This window comes from Mesorhizobium amorphae CCNWGS0123, assembly GCF_001686985.1.
Taxonomy (GTDB): Bacteria; Pseudomonadota; Alphaproteobacteria; order Rhizobiales; family Rhizobiaceae; genus Mesorhizobium; species Mesorhizobium amorphae.
On record NZ_CP015318.1, the window covers coordinates 4,627,118 to 4,650,029 of the forward strand.

18 protein-coding genes are annotated in these 22,912 nt (G+C 63.6%); 6 read left to right on the top strand and 12 right to left on the bottom strand.

Going from position 1 to position 22,912, the window contains the following annotated elements:
• Positions 1-90: 90 nt before the first annotated feature.
• From A6B35_RS35700 to A6B35_RS21945, 11 genes are all read right to left on the bottom strand, one after another.
• Positions 91-237, bottom strand: coding sequence for a hypothetical protein (locus A6B35_RS35700; protein WP_006203318.1), 147 nt, complete (start codon positions 235-237; stop codon positions 91-93).
• 64 nt (positions 238-301) lie between these two features.
• Positions 302-1,249 (bottom strand): metalloprotease, encoded by a 948-nt coding sequence (locus A6B35_RS21900; protein ID WP_081482186.1) that lies wholly within the window; start codon positions 1,247-1,249, stop codon positions 302-304.
• 28 nt (positions 1,250-1,277) lie between these two features.
• Positions 1,278-3,839: a GcvT family protein gene (locus A6B35_RS21905; protein WP_006203316.1), complete on the bottom strand. Its 2,562-nt coding sequence runs from the start codon at positions 3,837-3,839 to the stop codon at positions 1,278-1,280.
• Between the two features lie 277 nt (positions 3,840-4,116).
• Positions 4,117-5,343 (bottom strand): hypothetical protein, encoded by a 1,227-nt coding sequence (locus A6B35_RS21910; protein WP_006203315.1) that lies wholly within the window; start codon positions 5,341-5,343, stop codon positions 4,117-4,119.
• An 8-nt stretch (positions 5,344-5,351) separates the two neighbouring features.
• Complete coding sequence (locus A6B35_RS21915) at positions 5,352-6,782, bottom strand: aspartate aminotransferase family protein (protein WP_244425961.1); 1,431 nt, start codon at positions 6,780-6,782, stop codon at positions 5,352-5,354.
• 71 nt (positions 6,783-6,853) lie between these two features.
• Positions 6,854-7,861 carry an NAD-dependent epimerase/dehydratase family protein gene (locus A6B35_RS21920; RefSeq protein ID WP_006203313.1) on the bottom strand — a complete coding sequence of 336 codons (1,008 nt, stop codon included), beginning with the start codon at positions 7,859-7,861 and terminating at the stop codon, positions 6,854-6,856.
• Positions 7,858-8,289, bottom strand: coding sequence for an EamA family transporter (locus tag A6B35_RS21925; protein ID WP_006203312.1), 432 nt, complete (start codon positions 8,287-8,289; stop codon positions 7,858-7,860). Before A6B35_RS21925 ends, A6B35_RS21920 begins: the two co-directional genes overlap by 4 nt.
• A gap of 122 nt (positions 8,290-8,411) precedes the next feature.
• Positions 8,412-9,764: an FAD-binding oxidoreductase gene (locus tag A6B35_RS21930; protein WP_006203311.1), complete on the bottom strand. Its 1,353-nt coding sequence runs from the start codon at positions 9,762-9,764 to the stop codon at positions 8,412-8,414.
• A 2-nt stretch (positions 9,765-9,766) separates the two neighbouring features.
• Complete coding sequence (locus tag A6B35_RS21935) at positions 9,767-11,200, bottom strand: UbiA family prenyltransferase (protein WP_006203308.1); 1,434 nt, start codon at positions 11,198-11,200, stop codon at positions 9,767-9,769.
• A gap of 247 nt (positions 11,201-11,447) precedes the next feature.
• On the bottom strand, positions 11,448-11,711 hold the full coding sequence (locus tag A6B35_RS21940; RefSeq protein WP_006203307.1) for a hypothetical protein: 264 nt from the start codon (positions 11,709-11,711) through the stop codon (positions 11,448-11,450).
• A gap of 172 nt (positions 11,712-11,883) precedes the next feature.
• Positions 11,884-14,367 (bottom strand): mechanosensitive ion channel family protein, encoded by a 2,484-nt coding sequence (locus A6B35_RS21945; protein WP_006203306.1) that lies wholly within the window; start codon positions 14,365-14,367, stop codon positions 11,884-11,886.
• 230 nt (positions 14,368-14,597) lie between these two features.
• Here A6B35_RS21945 and A6B35_RS21950 point away from each other — a divergent pair, with 230 nt between their 5' ends.
• The 5 genes from A6B35_RS21950 to A6B35_RS21970 all read left to right on the top strand — a co-directional run bounded on the left by A6B35_RS21950 (position 14,598) and on the right by A6B35_RS21970 (position 21,316).
• Positions 14,598-15,857, top strand: coding sequence for a sarcosine oxidase subunit beta (locus A6B35_RS21950; RefSeq protein WP_006203305.1), 1,260 nt, complete (start codon positions 14,598-14,600; stop codon positions 15,855-15,857).
• 11 nt (positions 15,858-15,868) lie between these two features.
• Positions 15,869-16,162 (top strand): sarcosine oxidase subunit delta, encoded by a 294-nt coding sequence (locus tag A6B35_RS21955; protein ID WP_006203304.1) that lies wholly within the window; start codon positions 15,869-15,871, stop codon positions 16,160-16,162.
• Positions 16,159-19,152: a sarcosine oxidase subunit alpha gene (locus A6B35_RS21960; protein ID WP_006203303.1), complete on the top strand. Its 2,994-nt coding sequence runs from the start codon at positions 16,159-16,161 to the stop codon at positions 19,150-19,152. The genes A6B35_RS21955 and A6B35_RS21960 overlap by 4 nt, the downstream gene beginning before the upstream one ends.
• Positions 19,145-19,732 (top strand): sarcosine oxidase subunit gamma family protein, encoded by a 588-nt coding sequence (gene soxG / locus A6B35_RS21965; RefSeq protein WP_006203302.1) that lies wholly within the window; start codon positions 19,145-19,147, stop codon positions 19,730-19,732. The genes A6B35_RS21960 and soxG overlap by 8 nt, the downstream gene beginning before the upstream one ends.
• 141 nt (positions 19,733-19,873) lie before the next feature.
• Positions 19,874-21,316, top strand: coding sequence for an MFS transporter (locus A6B35_RS21970; RefSeq protein ID WP_006203301.1), 1,443 nt, complete (start codon positions 19,874-19,876; stop codon positions 21,314-21,316).
• Positions 21,317-21,367: 51 nt separating this feature from the next.
• On the opposite strand, the gene A6B35_RS21975 is transcribed toward A6B35_RS21970, so the two are convergent.
• Complete coding sequence (locus A6B35_RS21975; protein WP_006203300.1) at positions 21,368-22,072, bottom strand: nitroreductase; 705 nt, start codon at positions 22,070-22,072, stop codon at positions 21,368-21,370.
• A 242-nt stretch (positions 22,073-22,314) separates the two neighbouring features.
• On the opposite strand from A6B35_RS21975, the gene A6B35_RS21980 reads away from it, so the two are divergent.
• Positions 22,315-22,902, top strand: a complete 588-nt coding sequence (locus A6B35_RS21980) for a helix-turn-helix domain-containing protein (protein ID WP_006203299.1) — start codon at positions 22,315-22,317, stop codon at positions 22,900-22,902.
• Positions 22,903-22,912 lie beyond the last annotated feature (10 nt).

Here is a 22,912-nt window from a genome sequence, read left to right on the forward strand (position 1 = left end):
CAAGTCGAACAGCCAATTCGACATGGGTCTTGCGGCGGCAACATGGTGCAAAAAAGGCAAAAGATGGCGCCTAGCCGGGCTCCTGCATTGTCATTCCTCGTCTGAGCCTGCCTTGGAAAGGTCGAGACCATCAGCTGCGTCGCTCACCGTCGCCCAGACTGCCCGCGGCGCCAGCATGGCCGCACCAAGTGCCGCGGCTCCAAGGGCCAAACTCTGACGTCTGCTGATCCCGGCCATCAGAGCCTCCCCTATGCTTGCGCATCGCTTCTGACAATTTGGGGCGTCAGAACAAGTATCATTGTTAGTCGTCTTGCCGCTCAACTCCCTGGTTGACCGGCCATCCTCCCTTGCCGCGCCATTCCACCTCGTCACCAGCGGCTTTTGCCGCTTCCCGGCGTGAACCGGTCTTCTTTCTGCCGGTGCCGCGCAGCGCCCTCCAGTTCGGCTTGAATGACGGCGGCAGCCACAGCAGGATGCCCGCCACCGCGGCCGGCAGGATCACAGCAAAACGCAATATTGAGAGCACGACACCGCAGAACCCGACGATCCGCGCCGCCCGCCCCTCGCCGAAGCGCTGCGCAAGCAAATGCCCGGCGATCATTCCACCATCGAGAGGGTATGCCGGTAGAATGTTGAGAATGGCCAGCACCCCATTCAACAAGGCGCCGACCCACAGCGTCCACGCCAGATAAGTTATCGGCATTGGTGGCGGCGCACTAAAGAGGCTGTCCGCTTCGACGGGCGCCAAAGGTCTGGCGATCAGATAATAGGAAGCAGCAAAAAACGCCGCCAGCAGGATGTTGGCCAAGGGGCCGGCAAATGCAATCCACGCCCAGCCATAGGGCGAGGTTGCGCCGCGTCTGAAGTAGGCAAGCCCGCCAAACAGATAGAGCTCGATCCTGTCGGTGCCGATCCCTTGCCGGCGGGCAGCCCATGCATGCGCCAGTTCATGCAGGAACACCGATACGAAGAACAGCGCGGCAAAGATCGATGTGTGGATCAGCGCGGCTTTGGGACGCGCCGACCACTCATGCAGAAAGGGCAGGACAACAGGAATGGCAAAGGTCCAGCTGACGCGAACCGGGATGTTCCCCTTCAGGCTGAACACCAGCGCATCGTTCTTTCGATCCCAGCCAAATCGCCGCAAATGCTTCACTCCGCCCGAAGCGACGGTAGGCGAGAACTGCGTGCTTAAAAAGAGAAAAGCCCGGCAGAGAGCCGGGCTTTCATGTGCTTGCTTGGCATCCACGCCAAAACAGCTCCGCTGTTGTCGAGGCTTAACTCCTCGGCTTCAGATTCTCCGGGTCGTAGAGCGGCTTGTAGCCGACGGAAACGACCTCGACCGGATAGGTCTCGCCGAAATACTCGACCTTGAGCCTGCGGCCTTCCTGGCAATACGCCCACGGCAAATAGGCGAGCGCGATGTTTTTGCCGATCGTCGGGCCATAGGCGATCGACGTGGTGAAGGACCGGCGGCCCAGCTCGTCAACGAGCGTTTCGCCCGTGTCCGGGTCCATTACCGGCAAGGTCCCCACGGGATAGCGGGCCACGCCCGTGGAATCGGTATTGCTCGTCATCACCAGCGTGCACAGCATGGCCGGCTGGTGCTCGCGAGCGCGATACTCCACGTGCTTGGCCTTGCCGCAGAAATCATTCTCCTTGACCTTCGGGCGGGCTAGGTCGGCTTCGAGCAGATTGTACTCGGTCAGCAGATCGGCGTTCTGCAGCCGCAGGCTCTTTTCCATGCGGCGCGTGTTGGCATAGGTCTCGACGCCGAAAGGCATCACGCCGGTCGAGCGCAGCGCGTCCCAGACGGCAAGCCCGTCCTCGTAGCGCATATGCAGCTCCCAGCCCTGCTCGCCGACATAGGAGATGCGGAAGGCGGTGACATCTTTGCCGCCGATCCTGACCGGCTTGATCGCCGCGAAGGGGAAGTTTTCGAGCGAGAGCCCGTCCGGATTCTCGACCACCTTCTGCAGGGTCGTCCGCGCATTCGGGCCCCAGATGCCGATGGTGACGAATTTTTCCGTCACGTCGGTGATGGTGACATCAAAGCCCTTATCCTGCGCGGTGCGGCGCATATACTGGAAGTCACGCGGCCCGGCATCGGCGCCGTCGATCACCCGGCAGCGATCGGCCATGCGGATCACCGTGAAGTCGGCGCGCACCATGCCTTCCTCGTCGAGGAAGTGGGTGTAGATGCCTTTGCCGATGTTGTTGTCGCCGCCGACCTTGGCCGCGCACAGCCACTCAAGCAGCGCGACATGGTCCGGACCTTCGACGTCGTACATGGAGAAATGCGACAGGTTGACGATGCCGCAATCCTCGCTCATGGCGAGATGCTCGGCATTGGAGACGCGCCAGAAATGGCGGTTGTCCCACTCGTCCTGGCGCACCGGAACGCGGTTGCCGTATTTCTCCAGGAGGTGCTCGTTGGCGGCATAGCCATGGGCGCGCTCCCAGCCGCCGAGCTCCATGAAGTAGCCGCCGAGTTCCTTCTCGCGCTCCCAGAACGGCGAACGGCGGATGTTGCGGCCCTTGGAGAAGGGTTCGCGCGGATGCACGGCCGGATTGTAGACCTTCATCGCCGTCTCGGTGCAGCGATCCCAGATGAACTGCTCTTTCATCTGATGCGGGTAGAAACGCGAGTAGTCGATGGCGTGGTGGTCGATCGCCGTGCGGCCGTCCGTCATCCAGTCGGCGATCAGCTTGCCCATGCCGGGGCCGTCCTTGACCCAGATGGCGACGGCATACCAGAGGCCCCTCACCTTCTGGCTTTCGCCCATCGACGGGCCACCATCGGTCGTCACCTGCAGCAGGCCGTTGAAGGAATGGCTCTCATTGTAGCCGAGCTCGCCGAGGATCGGCGTCAGCTCCATGGCGCGCTCGAGGGGCGCCAGGATCTGCTCCATGTCGAGGTCGCGCTGCGAGGGCGAAAGGCGCGCCTGGTCCTTCTCCAGCAGGTCGCGCGGATGGCAAAGGCGCGGATTGGTCTCTTCGTAATAGCCCCATTCAATCTGTCCGCCTTCGGCGGTCTTGGGGTCGCCGGTGTCGCGCATATAGGCCGAATTGCCTTGGTCGCGCAGCAGCGGCCAGCCGATCTCCTTGCCGGTGCCGGCGAACTCGGTATAGGGGCCGAAGAAGGTCAGCGGATGGTCGATCGGCATGACCGGCAGATCCTCGCCGACCAGTTCCGCGGTCAGCCGGCCCCATATGCCGGTGCAGACCACGACATAGTCGGCCATGATCGTGCCGCGCTCGGTCACCACGCCCTTGATCCGGCCATTCTCGACGATCAGCGACTTGGCGGACGTATTCGCGAAAGCCTGGAGCTTGCCCGAGGCGACACCCTGGTCGACCAGCTTGCCGGCCACCGTCTGCGAGCGCGGGATGACGAGACCGGCATCGGGATCCCACAGGCCGCCCTGCACCATCTCTTCCTCGATCAGCGGGAATTTCTGCTTGATCTCGGCCGGCTCGATCAGCCGGGCGCGGGTGCCGAAGGCCTTGGCCGAGGCGATCTTGCGCTTGATCTCGGCCATGCGGCCGTCATCGCCGACGCGGGCGACCTCAAGGCCGCCGATACGGGCGTAGTGGCCCATCTTCTCATAGAAATCGATCGAATAGAGCGTCGTCCAGCAGGACAGGAAATCATGGCTGGTCGTGTAGCAGAAGTCGGAGGCGTGCGCCGTCGAACCGATGTCGGTCGGGATGCCGGATTTGTCGATGCCGACAATATCGCTCCAGCCGCGCTCTATCAGGTGATGGGCGACCGATGCGCCCACGATCCCACCCAGCCCGACGATGACGACCTTCGCCTTTTCCGGAAACCCTGCCATTGCCCGCGACTCCAAGATGACATGCGGGCGCGTCGGCGCCCGTTCGATTGGCGCACAATATGCAGAGGACGGCGGTTGAGCTACCGCCTGTTTGCGACACGCCGCAGGTACGGCGCGACCCTGCCCACAAGCTCGATGTCAGAGGCTTCGCGGGCGCCGACATTGACCGTCTGGCACGGTCTGCCGCCTCAGAAGCGCGCCTTCAGCGCCGCCTTGGCGAGGAATTTTGTGCCGTGCAGCGAGGGTCCGCGATCGAGGAGCCCAGCTGGGCTCGAACCTATGGGTTGTCTCCGGGAATTGCGTGGAGCGCAGCGCGGCGAGGATTCGCCGATGCCCACAATGCCATCAGCGGGCCGGCAAGCAGCAGATAGGGTGGCAGCAGATTGGGAAAATAGATACGCGTGTCGTGGATCGGGAACACCGCGAACTTCGCCAGCACGCCGAGCACCAGTGCCGCGAGCAGGATGCCGGCGCGACGGTCGAGGCGGAAACCGGCGCGGCCCAACCCATACCATCCGGCCAGGGCCAGCACCGAGACACCGACCCAGCTGTTCATGTCGACGGCGCGAAGCAGTGAAACGGCGAACGCCCTGAAATAGGCGGCAAGCGAAAATGGCGGCTCGAACCCGTCCATATTGTAGTGCTGCTCGATACTGGAGAACCACAAATGCGGCCACCAGCCGGGATGATGAGCCCAGTGCGAGATGGCGAAGTAGGCGACGAAGGACGCGGCAAAGCCGGCCAACGCGCCCCACGCCCTCTGCCGGAACGCGATCAGCAGCACGGCGAAGATGGCAAGGAAAACAATATTGTCCGGCCGCGCCATGAAGGCGAGGAAGAGCAGGATCGCGGTTGCCGCCTCGCGTCCCCGCACATAGGCAAGCAGCCCGCCGAGGAACAGCGCCGAGCACAGCAGGTCCGGCGTCGCTGCCCGCGCCGCGTCGCCGAATTCGGCCATGATCAGCACCGCACCGACCACCGGCGCCAGCGCCAGCGCGCCCTCAGCGCGCAGCCAGAGCAGCACAATAGTGCCAAACAACAGCACCGAGAATACCTGTAGCGCCCGCATAGCCTCGACCGGCGACATGACCGAACTCATGGTCGATAGTATTTCGGCATAGAGGAACTTGATCCGGTACATGCCGAGCAGCGAATGGAAATCGGCGGCGTTCTCCGCCATGTGGCTGCGGTAGCCGCCGCCATCATCGATCAGCATCTTGTAGTCGGCCGCCGAGACGCCGGCCTTGACCGTGCTGTAGGCATAGTCGTGCAAGGCCTGCGGGTCGGGATAGTTGCCTTCCTCGGCGATCGCCAGATAGGGCAGCATGTCCCAGTTGGCGTCGGGCATGATCCACGCCATCATCGCCGTCAGCAGGATGTAGAGCGAAAAGGCAACGGCCCCGATCGGTGCTGCGAACCGTGCATAGGTCCCCTCGCCCCACGCCAGGCCGGCTTCGGTAAGCCGGTCGAGCGGGTTGTTCGGAACGGGCGACTTGGTCAGCATTGTCGAACTCAGCGAACCTGGCTTTTGACGAAATCCTTCACGATCGACACGATACCGCGCGACAGCAGGCTGTCGAAAGCATCGACGAAACCATCGACATACTCGCGCCGGCAGATCAGCGGCGGCTCGAGCCGGATGACATTGCGGTTGTATTCGGTGAAGGCGACGAGCACGTCGTAGTCGCGCAGCAGCAGCGCACCCACGAAGCCGGACAGCGAACCCTTCAGCTTGTCGTCGAGCACGCTGACGATAGGCCGCAGCACCATCGGCAAGGTCTGCGAGAAGTCGTGGAACTCGAGCCCGACCATGAGGCCCTTGCCGCGCACGTCCTTGATGATCTTCGGATATTTCTCCTTCAGCGCCTGCAGCCGCTGCAGCAGGTAGTCGCCGGTGGCGGCGGCATTGTCGATCAGCCCCTCGTCATAGAGCACATTGAGCGCCTCGATCGAGGTGACGCAGGCCTCACCCATGCCGCCGAAGGTGGCCATGGCATGGATCATCGCCGTCTTCGGCGTGCCATAGGCCTTCATGTAGATTTCGCGCCGGGCGATCATGGCGCCGACCGCCGCCTTGCCGCCGCCGAGCGACTTGGCCAGCGCCGTCACGTCGGGAACGACGCCATAATGCTCGAAAGCATAGAAGCGCCCAGAGCGGCCATAACCGCACTGCACTTCGTCGGCGACCCACAGCACGCCATACTGGTCGCACAGCGCGCGCAGCTTCTGCCAGTATTGCGCCTCTGCCTGGATGATGCCGCCACCGCCCTGGATGGTTTCGAGCACGATGACACCGATCTCGGGATCGTTGCGGAACGCACGCTCGACCGCCTCGATGTCGGCAAAGGGGATGCGGACCGTATTGTCCGCCATCTTGAACTCGGCGCGGTAGAGCTGGCCGTCGGTGATGCCCAGCACGCCCTTGGTCTTGCCGTGAAAGGAGTTCTCGGCATAGACGACCTTCGGCCGCTTCGGGCCGGCGGCGCGCTCGGCGAGCTTGACCGCCGCTTCCATCGCTTCCGAGCCGGACGAGCCGAGGAACACCATGTCGAGGTCGCCGGGCGAGCATTTGGCGATGTTGTGCGCAAGTGCGGCCGCATATTGCGACATGAACGCGATGGCGATTTCCTGGCGCTTTTCCTCCTGGAACTTGCGGCGCGCTTCGAGGATGCGCGGATGGTTGTGGCCGAAGGCCAGCGAGCCGAAGCCGCCGAAGAAATCGAGGATCTTGCGACCGTTCTGGTCGATGTAGAACATGCCTTCGGCACGCTCGATCTTGATCTTGTGGAAGCCGAGCAGCTTCATGAAATGCAGCTGGCCCGGATTGAGATGCGCCTTGAACAGGTCGGTCATCCGCGCCACGTCCATCGTCTTTGCCTGCTCGACGCTGATCAGGTCGGGCTTGGCAATGGTGGCGGGCGACAGCGACGGCGCGTCGACCATGGTGCGCGCGTTCGTGTGCTCGGGTTTGGCCATGACGGTCATCTCAAGAATCCTCTGTTCGGCGGAGCCCGTTATTCGGCAGGCACATGTTTGGTGGCGACGGCGTGGCCGTCCTTCTTGGCGCGGTATTCGCTGTAGGCGGCGATCAGCATGTCCTCGTCGCGATATTGCGGCACCCAGCCGAGCTGGCGCCCGGCCTTGGACACGTCGAGCACGCACTCCTCGTCGGCGATCAGGTACTGTTCAGGATCCATGATCGGCAGGTTCATGAGGTCGAGCAGGTCGAGCGTGCGCTTGACGGCCCAGCCTGGTGTCGGGACCAGCAGCGATTTCGACCCGGCATGCTTGATCAGGTCGCCGAGCAGCTTCTTGACCGGAGGCGGGTTGAGCGAGCCCAGATTGTAGGCCTCGTTCGGCACGCCGGCCTTCCAGGCGGCGCGTGCCGCTTCGGCGCAATCGAACACCGATATGAACTGATAGGGGTTCCTGCCCGAGCCGATCATCGGCACCGGAAAATTCCAGTCGATCAGCTTGAACAGTTTCTCCAGGATGCCGAGGCGGCCGGGGCCGATGATCAGGCGCGGCCTGAACAGCGAGATCGACATGCCGCGCTTGCGCCATTCGGCCGCCAGTTCCTCGGTCTTCTGCTTCGACCAGCCATATTCACCGAGCGGCGCGACCGGGTGCTCCTCGGTCATCGGCATCGTCACCGTATGGCCGTAGATCATGTCGGTCGTGTAGTGGACCAGCTTCGAGGCGCCGGCCTTGTCCATCGCCTGCATGATGTGTTCGGTGCCGTGGAAATTCACCGGGAAGAAGAAATCGTGCCGCTTGGCGCGCACCTGGATCGGCGACAGCATTTTCGCCGAGAGGTTGTAGACCATGTCGTCGCCCTTGAGCCCAACAGCGGCGACCGAGGCCGGATCGGTCACGTCACATTTGACGAAGCGGACCGGGCGGTAGTGCGGCAGGTCACTCTTGACGATGTCGGCGACGACCACCTCCTCGCCGTCGGCCACGAGCTTGGGAGCAAGATGACGGCCGACGAAACCGTCGCCTCCGAAAATCACATGTCTCATCGAACGATCTCGCTGTGAATCTTGTCGGACGAAAGGGAAGCCGTTTCCTCCTCATGCCCTCGACCACTCTGCGCGATCAGCACCGTGCCGACACAGATGCAGGCAATGCCGGCGATGCGCCAACTGTTGAGGTCTTCGCGGAAGACGAAATAGGCGAAGATCGCGACCGCGACATAGGCAAGGCTGAGGAACGGGTAGGCGAAGCTGAGCTCGACCTTGGACAGCACATAGAGGTGCGAGGCCATCGAGATGACGAAGGTGCACAGCCCAAAGAACACCCAAGGGCTGAAGACGATCTGCAGCAGCTTCAAAAGCGGATTGGTGCCTTCGAACGAAATCGGCCCGAGCGACATCATGCCTTGCTTCAGCATCAGCTGCGCCGCGGCATTGGTCATGACTGTAAAAAGAATGAAGACGATGTATTTCATGGTTGCCACCCGCCCTGCAGCGGTCCTACTACAAACCTGCAAAGATTTCGTGAAGTCACAAGAAAGTTCTGAGTAAACCTCGATATTTACGTTTGATTTACCAAGATTTATTCAAGTTCTATCTATTCCGCAGCCTCGACCGTTCCTCGCCGCACATCCAGTTTCTTCGCCGTCCGCGCCCAGAAGTCAGACATGAAGGCAGGGTCGCGAAGCGCTTCCAGCCGCTGCCATTCCGGAAAAGATGCCGCGAACGTTTCGGCGCCCATGCGGGCGTCCTTGTAAGGATTGACCGCGCCACCCGCCTCGACGGTGATACGGTCGAGTTCCCTGAGCAACGCCAGCGTCTTTTCACCCCGGTTGGGGAAATCCAGCGTCAGCGTAAAGCCCGGTCGAGGGAACGACAGCAGCGCCGGCGAGCGGACGGTGCCGAAGCGCTTGAGCACGGTGAGGAAAGACCCCTGCCCGGCCCGTCTCGCCGCCTCCAGCAGCGCCGGCACGGCGCGGCGGGCAGCATCTTCCGGCACCACGCTCTGGTGCTGGAAAAGCCCCTTCGGACCATAAAGCCGGTTCCAGTCTCCGACGCCGTCGAGCGGAAAGAAAAAACCCTGGTAGCCGACCTGGCGCGGCGCCGGCGAGCGGCCCTTCTTCCAGCGATAGGCGGCGTTGAAGGCGGTCAGGAACGGCCGGTTGAGAACATTGAACGGCGGCTGGAACGGCACCGAAAGGCGCCCGCCGGCGCGAGAGGCCTTGTGGGAGCCATGCTCGGCATGGTTGCCGGTGAACAAAAGGCCGCGCCCGCGACCATGGCTGGCGGCAAGCTGGTCGATCCAGGCAACGGCATATTCGTTGGCCTGGTCGGCGGCTTCCGCCAGGTCGAAGAACTCACCGAGATCGCGAAACGGCGTCGCCTTCTCGACGATGTCGAGCGAAGGCACCCGCATCAGCCGGATCGAGGCCGACAGGATCAGGCCGGTCAGCCCCATGCCGCCGATCGTCGCCCGGAACAGCCTTGCATTGCTTGCATCCGAGCAGCGGTAGCTGCGCCCGTCCGACCGCAGCAGCGTGAAGGAAACGACATGGCAGCCGAACGTGCCGCGCCGATGGTGGTTCTTGCCATGAACGTCATTGGCAATCGCCCCGCCGAGCGTCACGAACTGGGTGCCGGGAACCACTGCCGGAAAGAAGCCGTAGGGCGCGGCATGGGCGATGATGTCGGACAAAAGCACGCCGGCATCCGCATCGAGCACACCGGTCTCGACATTGAAGGCGCGGATGCGGTTCAGCGGCCGCATGTCGACGACCGAGCCCGCCTCGTTCTGGCAGGAATCGCCATAGGAACGGCCATTGCCATAGCCGAGCAGCGAGCCGTTCTTCGCCGCGCGGCCCTTGAGCAGCGCGATGGCGTCATTAGCCGCAATCACGCGCGGCGCCGGCAGCGTGGCGCGGCCGAAACTTCCGAAGCGCTCCGCCGTCATCCCTACCAGCCTCCGGCGACCAGCAGCGCGGCGCCGATCAGCACGACGATCTGGCTGCGCCAGTCGCGGATGATGAAGACGACAGGATCGTCGTGCATTTCGTCGCGGCGAGCGAGGATCCAGACGCGCATGGTGAGATACAGCACGATCGGCGCCAGCGGCCAGACCAGCCAGGGATGCGGATAGAGTTCGCGCACCGAGACACTGTCCATATAGAGAGCCAGCACCAGGGCGGAGGAAAAGGCCGAGGCCATGCCGGCTTGGGCGACGATCTCCTGGTCTTCGGTGCGATAGCCACGACCGGCAATGCGCTCGCCGGCCGGAATGGCGGTGGTGCGCAATTCGACATAACGCTTCACCAGCGCCAGCGACAGGAAGAAGAAGATCGAGAAGGCGAGCAGCCAGAACGAGACGTCGACACCGGTCGCCGCCGCACCCGCCAGAACGCGAATCGAATAGAGGCCGGCCAGCGTCAGCACGTCCACCAGAAGCATGCGTTTGAATGACAGCGAGTAGGCCGTCGTGACGACTATGTAGCCGCCGAGCACGCCAAGGAACTCAAGCGACAGGAACAGGCCGGCGGCGATGCCGATCGACAGCAGCACCAGGATCGCGCCCATTCCGAACGGGATCGACAGCGCGCCGCTGGCGAAAGGTCGGTTGCGCTTCGTCGGATGCCTGCGGTCCAGCGCGAGGTCGAAGAAATCGTTGAGGATGTAGATGGCGGACGCCACCGCGCAGAACGAAACGAACGCCACCGCGCATTCCCAGATCATATCGATGTTGAAGTATTCGTGCGACAGCACCATCGGCACCGCGATCAGCACGTTCTTCAGCCATTGATGCACACGCAGCATCTTGACGAAGGTCTTGAGCGTCGGTTTCGGCGTCGGCACCATCTCGGCGCCATGGGCGGCTTGCCAGCGCGCGGCGTGACGGTCTGGCGCCACGACGATCGCGCTGCGCGCCGCATCGAACACCCTGACATCGTGCCGGCTGTTGCCAGCATAGTCGAAGCCGCCATCGCCATAGGCGGCAACGAGCGAGGCGCGCTTCCTGCCCGACGTCATGTTGTGCGGACCGTCGGTCGCCAGCACGCGATCGAAAATGCCGAGATGGGCTGCGATCGCCTCCGCGAATTTGCGTGGCGTACCGGTCGCCAGCACGATCTTGCGGCCTTCGCCATGCTCCTTGCGCAGCCGCTCGAGCAGGACCTCGCGGTAGGGCAGCGAGGCTGGATCGATGTCGATGCGGTCGGCGATCGCCTGCTTCAGCCGTGCCGGGCCGCCGGCGAGCCAGAACGGCACCAGGAAAACATAGAGCGGATTCTTCTTGAGAAGGATGAACAGACCTTCCCACAAAAGGTCCGTTGCAATCAGCGTGCCGTCGAGATCGACCGCAAGCGGGATCGCGTTCCTGTCCGACCTCGCGTCCATTTTTCCTGCCCTGCCTGAAGCGCATGACACCGAATGCCGGTTCGGATGGAGTCATGCGCAGATACACCCGCGCCCTGTTTCGGCGTCTTCGTATCGGATATAGCGGGAGATGACGTAACGATCGTTAAAACGCCCGGTTGTGGCCGAGCGGCGCGCCGGTATTTCCCGCGTCATTGTTAAACAAGTCCTACCGGAAACAATAAAAGGCCGGGCATTGCCCGGCCTTGCAAGAGATGCTGCCCGACGTTTACTTGATGCGGGCGACGCCGCCCGAGATCTCGACCGTTTCGGAGCCGGTCAGGGCTTCGAGGTCACCATTGGGCAAGGTGACGAAACAGCCGTTCGGGCAGAATTCCACGGTCTCGCCGGCGGCCAGCGCCAGCTCCGTCTTGCCGCCGCCCTCGGTCACGATCAGCGTCCGGGTCTCGGCGTCCTTGTTGATCGCGCTGGCGGCGAAAGCCGAACCGTCCAAGGCAAGAAAAGCGATGGCGGCGACGACAGACTTCCACATTTTGCAATATCGGTGTTTCAACACCGCCTCTGGTTGCATTTTGCAAGGCATTCTCGCCCTTTGCATGCGAGCTTATATGACTTGCAAGCTGAACCGCAACTGAATGCCGCATTCATGCCGCAATTGGTTTGGTGGCACGAGAAGGCGGGCTCGCGGGCCGGGATCAAGAGACCTAATCCGGGTCGGGCTTGCGGCTCTTGCGCTTCGACTTCGCCAGTCGTTCCCGCTCGATCGCGGCTGCGGCTTCCGCCTCCTCGCGCTCAGCGAACTCGGCCTCGATCTTGTCGTCGTCGATCGGCCATGCCTCGTGCTTCTTGACCTCGGCGCGCGGCGTCGAGGGGATCTCGATATGCTCGCTATCGAAAACATCGAGAACTGTGAAGCGGATGTCGTTCTGCACGATGGCGCCGTTCAGCACATCGGCGAGAAACACCCGGATCTCGAATTCGAGCGCCGCCGCGCCGAAATTGGTGAACAGCACGAAGGGCTCCGGGTTCTTCAGCACCAGCGGATGGTTGCGTGCAATGTCGAGCAGGAGGGCGTGTACCCGTTTGACGTCGCTGCCATAGGCGACGCCGACCTTGATTTCGACTCGGCCGAGCTTGTTGCGGTGCGTCCAATTGCCGACCGCGTTGTTGATCAGGTTCGAATTGGGCAGGATCACCGACTGTCGCTGGAACGTCTCGATCTCGGTGGCGCGCACGCTGATCTTCTTGACGGTGCCGCTGATTTCGCCGGCAACGATCCAGTCGCCGACCTTGAACGGTCGCTCGGCGAGCAGGATCAGGCCCGAAACGAAGTTCGACACGACATTCTGCAAGCCGAAGCCGATACCGAGGGAAAGCGCACCGGCAACCAGCGCCAGGTTGGACAGATCGATGCCCGCCGCCGAGACGCCGACGAGTGCTGCCAGCGCGACGCCGGCATAGCCGACCGCCAGCCGGATCGAATTGCGCACGCCGGTGTCGACCCGGCCGCGCGCCATCACCGAGCCGTCGAGCCAGCCCTGGAACCAGCGCGTCAGGAAGTAGCCGATGACGAAAACGACGATGCCGCTGAGGATGCCAAGGACCGAAATGGTCACCGAACCGATGGTGATGCCGGTCGCCAGCTTGTAGGCCCAGGCCTGGATGTCGCCCGGCTGGAACCCCCACATCAAAAGAATCAGCGGCAGGAACACCAGCACGATCATCACGTTGATGGCGATGCTTACGACCAGGCCTAGTTGGTCGAGTGCGGTTTCCTCATAGCTGGAATTGGTCGAAAGCCAGCGCCCGACCGAGGTGTCGGCGAAGCCGCCTTCCTCGCCGATCGCCCGCGCCGACAGGAAGCCGATATAGGCAGTGATCAAGACGGTGCCCGTGACCACGACCTGCAGCGCGACGAAAAGGGCCAGGCCGATATAACCGAGCAGCGCCGCCGTAATGGTGAAAAGGCCGAGCGCAATGGCAGTGTAGCGCAGCCACGCAGGCCAGGGGCGCCAGCTTTCGTCGCGCGCCTTGAACGGTTTCAGCAACGCCATCAGGATCAGGATGACGCCGAAGATGATCGTGGCGACAAAACTTCTGACGATGGTAACCGACAGCGGCGAGCCCATCTTGTCATTGACCACCGCCAGGAAATTGTTGACGCCGATGACAATCGCCATGGCCGTTGTCAGCCGCACCAGCCTACGCGCCGGACCGGTCTCGACCGGTATCAGGCGCCAGTTCGGCAGCCGCGGCTCCAGCGCCGCATTGGTCAGCCGGTTGACGCAGAACACCACAGCGATGACGGCAGCCAGCGCGTTGAGGAAAACGCCGATATCGCCGCGCAGGACGTTGTAATAATTGAACAGGAATACCGTCGAAGCGAGGAAGGCGCCGACGGCCAGTGTCGGCAGCAATGTCGACCAGAACGCCACCGACAACCGGCTGAGATAGGAAGGATCCTCGATCGACGCATCGGCTTCGAAGATACGCCCGAACAGGCGGCGGCCGCCGACCAGCAGCACCACTGCTAGCGCCAGCGCTATGAAGGTCGCCGCCAGCATCGCCTTGAACTTGAACTTGAAGGCAAAGCTCAGCCAGGACGACACAGCCTTGTAAAGGTTGACGTATTCGTCCTGAGCGTCGGAAACGACCTGCGGGCTCAGTGCATCGGACAATTCGTAGCGCTTGGTGAGCAGATTGCGAAACAGCTCGCTGCGCATATTGCCGATCTTGTCGATCAGGCCGTTGATGCGGATCGACAGGTTCTGCGCAGACGCGATGACGGCATTGATCTCGGCCTTTTCCGAGGCCAGCGCCTGGCGTTCGCCGGTGACGATGTTGGGCTCTTGCGGCTGCCCCGCGGCCGGTGGCGGCCCGAGCGTCTCGATCCGGTTGTTGATGTCGGTGAGCCTTGAACGGAAGGCGAGCGCGCTGGTCAGCGCTGCCCGAGACATTTCCTCCAGCTGCAGCCGGATTTCCACCAGCGAGGCGTCGTCCTCGCCGTCCTCCTGGATTTTCTTCTCGAGCCCGTCGGTCTTGGCGGTCAGATCTTGGATGGCCTTCTGCTGGTCGGTGATCAAACCGGCCGCGCCCTGGCCGATCGCCTGCGCCAGCGCGTCGAACGACGGCGGCGCCGCGACGACAAGCGCAAGGATCAGGATCAGGCGGAGCAATCGAAAAAACATCTGTGGTCTGGCGACTCGCGGCAAAGGCCGGTTCAGAAAACCCATCCTTGATAAAGACGCTGATATGATGGGGCAAGCCATCCCGGGCGGCGCGCTTTCGGAGTCGGCCAGTCGAAAAGCGATGGCGTAATCTTGGCTTTGCGGCAGCGGCCTGCTCTATAGTCTGCCGCATCGCACAAACGGATGGCTGCAACGCGGTCCCATCCGAAGCTCATGACAGGCTCCAAAGAATGGCCGAATACTCAGCCCTTTCGCTCCTCAAGAACGCTTTCACCGGAAACAAGGACTGGAAGCCCGCCTGGCGCAAGCCGGACCCTAAAGCGTCCTACGATGTCATTGTCATCGGCGGTGGCGGTCACGGGTTGTCGACGGCCTACTACCTCGCCAAGGAGCACGGCATCACCAATGTCGCGGTGCTGGAAAAGGGCTGGCTCGGCTCCGGCAATGTCGGCCGCAACACCACGGCGGTGCGCTCCAACTACCTCCTGCCGTCCAACACGCGCTTCTACGAACACTCGATGAAGATGTGGGAGAACCTGTCGCACGACCTCAACTACAACGTCATGTTCTCGCAGCGCGGCTGCCTGAACCTCGCGCATACGCCGGCCCAGTTCGATGACTACGCCCGGCGCGGCAACGCCATGCGCCATCTTGGCGTCGATGCCGAACTGATGACGGTGGCCGAGATCAAACGGCTGGTCCCGGCTCTGGACGTTTCCGGGTCGGCGCGCTTCCCGATCTTGGGTGGGCTGATGCAGCCGCGTGCCGGCAGCGCCCGCCACGACGCCGTCGCCTGGGGCTACGCGCGTGGCGCCGACCGTCGCGGCGTCGACATCATCGAGAATTGCGAGGTCACCGGCTTCCTGCGTAACGGCGACCGCATCACCGGCGTGTCGACGACGCGCGGCGAAATCCGCGCCAAGAAGGTGGCGCTTGCGGTCGCCGGAAGCACCGGTCGGGTCATGCAGCTTGCCGGCATCGACAAAATGCCGATCGAGAGCCACGTGCTGCAGGCCTTCGTGACCGAATCGCTGAAACCCATCATCGATACGATCCTGACCTTCGGCATGGGTCACTTCTACATTTCGCAGTCGGACAAGGGCGGCCTCGTCTATGGCGGCGACCTCGATGGCTACAACAGCTACGCCCAGCGCGGCAGTCTGCCGATCGTCGATGAGGTGATGAGCGAGATGCTGGCGCTGTTTCCGGGTCTCGCCCGCGTGCGCATGCTGCGCTCATGGGGCGGCGTCTGCGACATGACGATGGACGGTTCGCCGATCATCACCACCGGGCCGCTGCCGGGCATGTATCTCAACTGCGGCTGGTGCTACGGCGGCTTCAAGGCAACGCCGGCCTCCGGCTGGTGCTTTGCCTGGACTATCGCCAAGGACGAGCCGCACGACTTCAACGCGCCCTTCACGCTCGACCGTTTCTATCGCGGCCTTGTCATCGACGACAAAGGCCAGGGCGCGACGCCCCGGCTGCATTAGGTAGAAGAAAAATGCTGATCACCTGCCCCTATTGCGGCCCGCGCGACGTCATCGAATTCACCTATCAGGGTGACGGCAACCGCCAGCGTCCGCAACCTTCTTCGCAGGACCTCGACGCCTGGAACGCCTATGTCTACGACCGGCTGAACCCGGCCGGCGACCACAACGAGATCTGGCAGCACTCCGGCGGCTGCCGCGCCCATCTCAGGGTCGTGCGCAACACGCTTACGCATGAAATCTCGAGCAGCGGCTTCGCACGTGGCGACCACAAGGCCGCCCGGCACAGACTGGAGACCAAGTCGTGAGCCCGCGCCGCACCGAGACCGGCGGTCGCATCGACCGGCTGCGCACCATCCGCTTCACCTTCGACGGCACGCCCTACACCGGCTATGCCGGCGACACGCTGGCTTCGGCACTGCTCGCCAACGGCGTCACGCTGTTCGGGCGCTCGTTCAAGTACCATCGCCCGCGCGGCGTGCTGACCGCCGGCGTCGAGGAGCCGAACGCACTGGTAACGGTGCTGCGCGGCGAGGTTCGCGAACCGAACATCGCCGCCACCATGGTCGAGATCTATGACGGGCTGGTGGCCGTCAGCCAGAACCGCTTCCCGTCGCTTGCCTGGGACGTCAACGCCATCAACCAGCTCGGCGGCAAGATCCTGTCGGCCGGCTTCTACTACAAGACCTTCATGGGTCCGGTGATCGGCCCGCTGAAAGGCACCCGCTTCTGGATGTTCTGCGAGCACTTCATCCGCCGCGCCGCCGGCCTCGGCAGAGCCGGCACCGCTGCCGATCCGGAGCGCTATGAGCGCATGAACGCCTTCTGCGACGTGCTGGTCGTCGGCTCCGGCCCGGCCGGATTGATGGCGGCAAAAGCCGCCGCCGACCAAGGCCAGCGCGTCATCCTCTGCGAGCTGGAGCCGCATTTCGGCGGCTCGGCCAACTGGTCCGGCGAGACCATCGACGGCACGCCGGCGGCCGACTGGGCGGCACGGGCCGTCGGCCAGCTCGAAGGCCATGACAATGTCCGTCTGCTGCCGCGCACCACGGTCTGGGGCTATTACGACGGCAACACGCTGGCAGCACTGGAACGGGTCACCGACCACAAGGAAGCCCCGGCCAGGGGCGAGCCGCGTCATCGCTACTGGGCGATCCGTACCAAGTCGGTGGTGCTTGCCACCGGCTCCTTCGAACGGCCGCTGGTGTTTCCCGGAAACGACCGGCCTTGTGTCATGCTGGCGCATGCCGCCGAGCGCTACGCCAACGAGTACGGCGTTTTGCCCGGCGACAGGATCGCGTTGTTCACCAACAATGACAGCGCCTATCGCTCGGCGCTGGCGCTGAAGAAGGCGGGCGCTGCGATCGTTGCCATCATCGATGTTCGCCAGGACCTGTCGAGCGAGATGCGCAAGCTGGCCACCGATGCCGAGGCCGAGATCCTGTCCGCTCATGCCGTGGTCGCCACCGAAGGCGGCAAGGCGCTTACCGGCCTCAAGGTGCAGCGTTTCGACATGGTGAGCGGCGCGCTGACCGGCGATGCGCGCAGCATCCATGCCGACTGCCTGTTGATGTCGGGCGGCTGGTCGCCGACCATCCACCTCGCCAGCCAGGCCGGCGCCAGGGCGGAGTGGGACGCCGCGCGCCAGGCCTTCCTGCCGCCGAAGCCGACGCAGAAATGGGTCGGCGCCGGCGCCTTTACCGGCAGCTTCTCGACCGCCGAGGCCATCGCCGAGGGCCGCGCCGCCGGTCTTTCCGCAGCCGGGGCAACGGGTGCGCCGACGATCTTGCCGGTCGTCGAAGCCGCACCCGGCGACCCCGATCCGGCGCCGGTGTTCGAGATCAAGGCGAAGGGAAAAAGCTTCGTCGATTTCCAGCATGACGTCACTGCCGAAGATGTGCGCCTTGCGCATCGCGAAGGCTTCGTCTCGGTCGAGCACCTGAAGCGCTACACCACGCTCGGCATGGCGACCGACCAGGGCAAGAGCTCGAACGTGCCGGGCCTCGCCATCATGGCCGAGGCGCTCGGCAAGCCGATCCCCGAAGTCGGCACCACGCGCTTCCGCCCGCCCTATTCGGCGGTGTCGATCGGCTCGCTCGCAGCGGAGCGCTTCGGCGATTTGAAGCCCGAGCGGCTGACGCCGATGCATGACTGGCACCTTGCCAACGGCGCGACCATGTACTCGGCCGGCCTCTGGTACCGACCGATGATCTACGGCCTTGCCGGCGAGACGATCGAGCAGGCCTATGTGCGCGAAGCCAAGGCGACCCGCGACAGTGCCGGCATCGTCGACGTCTCGACACTGGGCAAGATCGCCGTGCAAGGGCCGGACGCGGCCGAATTGCTCGACCGCGTCTACACCAACATGTTCTCGACGCTCGCCGTCGGCAAGGCCCGCTACGGGCTGATGCTGCGCGAGGACGGGCTGGCCTTCGACGACGGCACCACCTGGCGGCTCGGCGAACAAGATTTCCTGATGACCACCACCACCGCCAATGCCGGCAAGGTGATGCAGCACCTGGAATATTTCCTCGACGTCATCTGGCCGGAGCTGAAGGTCACCGTCACTTCGGTCACCGACGAATGGGCGGGTGCGGCCATCGGCGGGCCGAAGGCGCGGGCAATCCTCGCCGCTTGCGTCAAGGGTACGGCCGTCGACAATGCCACCCTGCCGTTCATGGGCATCGTGCACGGCAAGATCGCGGACGTGCCCGTCATGATCTGCCGGCTCTCCTTCTCCGGCGAAATGGCCTTCGAGGTCTATTCCGGCGCCGGCTACGGCGCCCATGTCTGGGAAGCCCTGATCGAGGCCGGCAAGCCGTTCGGGCTGGTCACCTATGGGCTCGAAGCGCTGGGCACGATGCGCATCGAGAAGGGCCACGTCACCGGCGCCGAGATCGACGGCCGCACCACGGCGCGCGATCTGCATCTCGACTGGATGCTGTCGAAGAAAAAAACCTTCATCGGCTCGGCGATGATGGACCGCGAGGGCCTGATCGCACCCGACCGGCTGCAGCTCGTCGGCCTGGTTTCGCTCGACAACCGGCCGCTCAACGGCGGTGCGCACATCGTCGAGGAACTGGATGAGGCCAATCCGCACGGTTCCATCGGCCACATCACCGCCTGCTGCTACTCGCCGGCGCTCGGCAAGCACATCGCGCTGGCGCTGGTAAGCGGCGGCAAGGCGCGGCACGGCACGCGCGCCTTCGTCTCCGATCCGCTGCGCAACCGGTTCGGGCCGATCGAGATCGTCTCCAACCATTTCTACGATCCGGACGGGAGCCGCATGCATGGTTGAGCGCCAATCACCGCTTGAGCCGGAATTCCACCCCGGCTCGCATGGCAATTTCGAGCACGGCGTCGAAATCATCCTGTCCGAAACGCGGCCGGGCTCGATCCTGCAGCTCGCGGCATGGCCGGGTGAGGAGAAGCGGCTGATGTCGAGCATATACAAGGTTGCGGGCCTTGCTCTGCCCGACGGCGCAGGCGGCGGTGTCGCCGACGGCGTCAAGGCTGCGTTCGGCTTTGCGCCGGGAAAGTTCACCGTGGTCGACGAAGCCGAGGGCCTGGCCTCGGCTTTTGCCGGTGTCATCACCCCGAACATCGGCACCGTCACCGATTTGTCGCATGGCCGCACCGCGATCCGCATCGCCGGCCCGAAGGCCGAATGGGTGCTGGCAAAGTTCTTCGCCATCGACTTCGCTTTGCCGGCCTTCCCGGTCGGCGCCGGCCGCTCGACCACCCATCATGACGTCTTTGCCCAAATCCAGCGCACCGGCGCGGACCAGTTCGACATCTATGTGTTCCGCTCCTTTGCCCGCTCGTTCTGGAAGGCGCTCTGCCATGCCAGCGAGGAAGTCGGCTACGAGGTGCAATAGAACTCTGCCGGCTGTCCGCTTGGCACTATCGACCGGCACAACTGCTGCTTGAGCCGTGGGCCAGCGGGGAGGATAGATAGGAATCACGGGCACATGCCTAGGCATGCCCCGTCCAGGCAACCGGCTCGACAATATCCTTCCATGACCGCAGAGACTTCGGCGACGGCCACAACCCGCTTTGCCCCGGCGGGCGAGGCGTCGATGCTATTGCCGGCGACGGTCGCCTGCGGCGTCTTCATGACCAGCCTCGACCAGAATGTCGTGGTCACCGCATTGCCCGGCATCGGCGAGAGCCTTTCCCGGCCACCGAGCCAACTTGGGCTTCTGATCACCGTCTATGTCGCCAGCCTGATCATATCGATGCCGCTCGGCGGCTGGGCCGCCGACCGCTTCGGCCTGCGCAACGTCTACTGCTTTGCCTTGCTGGTGTTCGCCGCTTCATCGGCGCTCTGTGGGCTGTCCAACGACATCTGGACGCTGGTTGGCGCCCGCGCGTTGCAAGGTTTCGGCGGCGCATTGATGGGTACGCTCGGCCAGGTCGTTATCCTGTCGACCTTCCCGCGCAGCCGCACGCTGAAGATCAACATGTATATCTCGCTGGCCGGGCAGTCCGGACCGTTGGTCGGCCCGCTCGTCGGCGGCGCGCTGACCACCTACATTTCGTGGCGCTGGATCTTCTTCATCAACGTGCCATTCGCGCTGGCGGCCGCCGTCCTTGCCGCCTCGCTGTTTCCGACCGTCACCAAACCGGTGCGCACGCCGTTCGATTTTGCGGGCTTCCTGCTGGTCGGCAGCGGCATGGTCCTGCTGGTCTTCGGCATGGACTCGCTTGCGGCGAAAGATGCCGCCGGCAGCATGATCGCGGCCGAGCTGGCACTGGCGATCGTCATCCTGACGCTTGCCTCCTTCTACTGCCTGCGTGCCCGCAACCCCCTGCTTGACCTGAAGCTCTTGCGCATCCGCACCTTCCGCATCTCCTTTCTCACCGGCGGCGGGCTGGACACGATCGGTCTTAGCTCCGTCGTCTTCCTGCTGCCGCTGATGTTCCAGCTCGGCTTCGGCATGAGCGCGGTGCAGGCGGGATCGCTGACCTTCATTGCCGCGATCGGATCGCTGATCATGCGTGTCTTCATGCCGCGCCTGCTCAACCGCTTCGGCTTCCGCCGTGTGCTGGTCATCAACACGCCGATCGTTGCCGCGATGGTTGCGGGCTTCGCCTTGATCCAGGCGACCACACCCCTATGGATCGTGCTTGCCTATATCTTCGCCTTCGGTGTTTTGCGCTCGGCGCAGTGGGCCTCGACCGGCAACCTCGCCTATTCCGACATCGCGCCGGAACAGCTCGCCCGCTTCAGCGCCCTCTACTACATCCTTTGGCAGCTGGCGGTGGCGATCAGCGTCGGATTGGCGGCCGCGTTGCTGTCCTTCCTGGCCGGCGGCGGCCCGGCCGTGACCAACGACTTCCGCATCCTGTTCGTGATCGAAGGCGTCATCACGCTGTGCGCGCTGTTCGCCTATCTCAGGCTGACGCCGCAGGACGGCGCCCATGTCAGCGGCCATGGCGCGCAAATGAGCGTGGACTAAAGCAATTCCAGGAAAGGTGTGATGTGGCTGTCCGTCCGGCCGAGGCACACCTCACTCGCTGAACGTCACCCATTCCTCCAGCGGCACGCGGTCGGTGCGGAACTCGTTTTCGGGCTTGGACGTATCCTCATGGCCGAGTGCCATGCCGCAGACGACGATCTCCTCGTCGGGAATGTTGAGAACCGGCCTGATCTGCCGGTGATAAGGCGCGAAGGCGGCTTGCGGGCAGGTGTGCAGGCCCCTGCCCCGCGCCGCCACCATGATGTTCTGCAGGAACATGCCGTAGTCGATCCACGAGCCCTGGTTTAGCCGCCGGTCGATGGTGAAGATCATGCCGACCGGCGCATCGAAGAAGACGAAGTTGCGGTCGTGCTGCGCGCGCATCCTGTCGACCTCGCGCCGGCCGATGCCGAGCGCGCCGTAGAGGCCGAAACCGTTGGCGCGGCGACGGGTGAGATAGGGCTCGAAGAACTGGGTGGGATAGTAGCGATACTCGTCCCAATCGGCCTTCTCGGCGCGGATGCCCGAATTGAGGATGGCGTCCGTGATCTGCTGCTTGATTTCCCCCTTGGTCACATAGACCCGCCAAGGCTGCATGTTGGTGCCCGAAGGCGCCCGCGCCGCAACGGCGAGAATGTCCCGGATCGTCTCGTCGTCGACCATCTCGGGCAGGAAGGCGCGCACCGATCGGCGTGATGTGATCGCCTCGTCTACGATCGCCGCATCCTTGGCAATCCGGGCGTTGTTTTCCAGCATGGGCCGTCCCTTGACGCATGGCCTTGGGAAACCGGGACCGGCTTCCGGACAGGACCCATGCGCGAATTCCAAATACCCTGGTCCTCGATCGGACGTCCCCACCCGCCGTTCGTGGCCGAGCCTTTGCATGAACCGTCAAAATGGCGCAAGCAAATCTTGTGGTCTTGTGAAAATCCCCTTGATTTTTTCATAGAGCTGGCCTTTCATGAAATTTGTCTGGGATTTTTCATCGAGAGAATGGCTTGGCCTCAATCGCCGTCAGATCGGAGCAGGAGAGCAGCGAACGGCTGCTGGCTGGCGACATCCGCGCGCTGCGCAAGGCGCGCGGGCTGACTCTGGCCGAGATCGGCCTCAGGCTCGGCCGTTCCGTCGGCTGGGTCAGCCAGGTCGAGCGCGGCCTGTCGATCCCTTCGCTCGGTGACCTCAGGGCCTTCGCCGACCTGTTCGGCGTGCCGGTCAGTCTGTTCTTCAGCCACGACGTGCCGATTGAAAAAGAGCGCGGCGTCGTCGTGCGCGCCGGCAACCGGCGCAGGCTTGGCACAAGCGATTCCGGACTGGTGGAGGAGCTTCTGTCGCCCGATCTCGGCGGTAGCTTCGAGATGCTGCGTTCGGTCTTCGCGCCGGGCGCTGAATTGAAGACCGAGGCGCGTCGGCCGACGGAGGAAGCCGGCTATGTCGCGTCCGGCACCTTCGACATAGAGATATCGGGCGTCTGGCACCGGCTTGCCGAGGGCGATTCGTTTCGCTTCGACGGCAAGCCGTTCCGCTGGCGCAATCCCGGCGCCGAGCCGGCGGTGGTCATCTGGGTGGTTTCGCCGCCTGTCTATTGAGTGAATATTT

Excerpts from the sequence above, each read along its gene's own strand:
- A6B35_RS21945 (WP_006203306.1), bottom strand. The coding sequence starts at position 14,367 with ATGTTTTTTCGATTGCTCCGCCTGATCCTGATCCTTGCGCTTGTCGTC.
- A6B35_RS21915 (WP_244425961.1), bottom strand. The coding sequence starts at position 6,782 with ATGGTCGACGCGCCGTCGCTGTCGCCCGCCACCATTGCCAAGCCCGAC.
- A6B35_RS21935 (WP_006203308.1), bottom strand. The coding sequence starts at position 11,200 with ATGGACGCGAGGTCGGACAGGAACGCGATCCCGCTTGCGGTCGATCTC.
- A6B35_RS21910 (WP_006203315.1), bottom strand. The coding sequence starts at position 5,343 with ATGCTGACCAAGTCGCCCGTTCCGAACAACCCGCTCGACCGGCTTACC.
- A6B35_RS21925 (WP_006203312.1), bottom strand. The coding sequence starts at position 8,289 with ATGAAATACATCGTCTTCATTCTTTTTACAGTCATGACCAATGCCGCG.
- A6B35_RS35700 (WP_006203318.1), bottom strand. The coding sequence starts at position 237 with ATGGCCGGGATCAGCAGACGTCAGAGTTTGGCCCTTGGAGCCGCGGCA.
- A6B35_RS21905 (WP_006203316.1), bottom strand. The coding sequence starts at position 3,839 with ATGGCAGGGTTTCCGGAAAAGGCGAAGGTCGTCATCGTCGGGCTGGGT.
- soxG (WP_006203302.1), top strand. The coding sequence starts at position 19,145 with ATGGTTGAGCGCCAATCACCGCTTGAGCCGGAATTCCACCCCGGCTCG.
- A6B35_RS21930 (WP_006203311.1), bottom strand. The coding sequence starts at position 9,764 with ATGACGGCGGAGCGCTTCGGAAGTTTCGGCCGCGCCACGCTGCCGGCG.
- A6B35_RS21970 (WP_006203301.1), top strand. The coding sequence starts at position 19,874 with ATGACCGCAGAGACTTCGGCGACGGCCACAACCCGCTTTGCCCCGGCG.
- A6B35_RS21975 (WP_006203300.1), bottom strand. The coding sequence starts at position 22,072 with ATGCTGGAAAACAACGCCCGGATTGCCAAGGATGCGGCGATCGTAGAC.
- A6B35_RS21940 (WP_006203307.1), bottom strand. The coding sequence starts at position 11,711 with ATGTGGAAGTCTGTCGTCGCCGCCATCGCTTTTCTTGCCTTGGACGGT.
- A6B35_RS21955 (WP_006203304.1), top strand. The coding sequence starts at position 15,869 with ATGCTGATCACCTGCCCCTATTGCGGCCCGCGCGACGTCATCGAATTC.
- A6B35_RS21920 (WP_006203313.1), bottom strand. The coding sequence starts at position 7,861 with ATGAGACATGTGATTTTCGGAGGCGACGGTTTCGTCGGCCGTCATCTT.
- A6B35_RS21950 (WP_006203305.1), top strand. The coding sequence starts at position 14,598 with ATGGCCGAATACTCAGCCCTTTCGCTCCTCAAGAACGCTTTCACCGGA.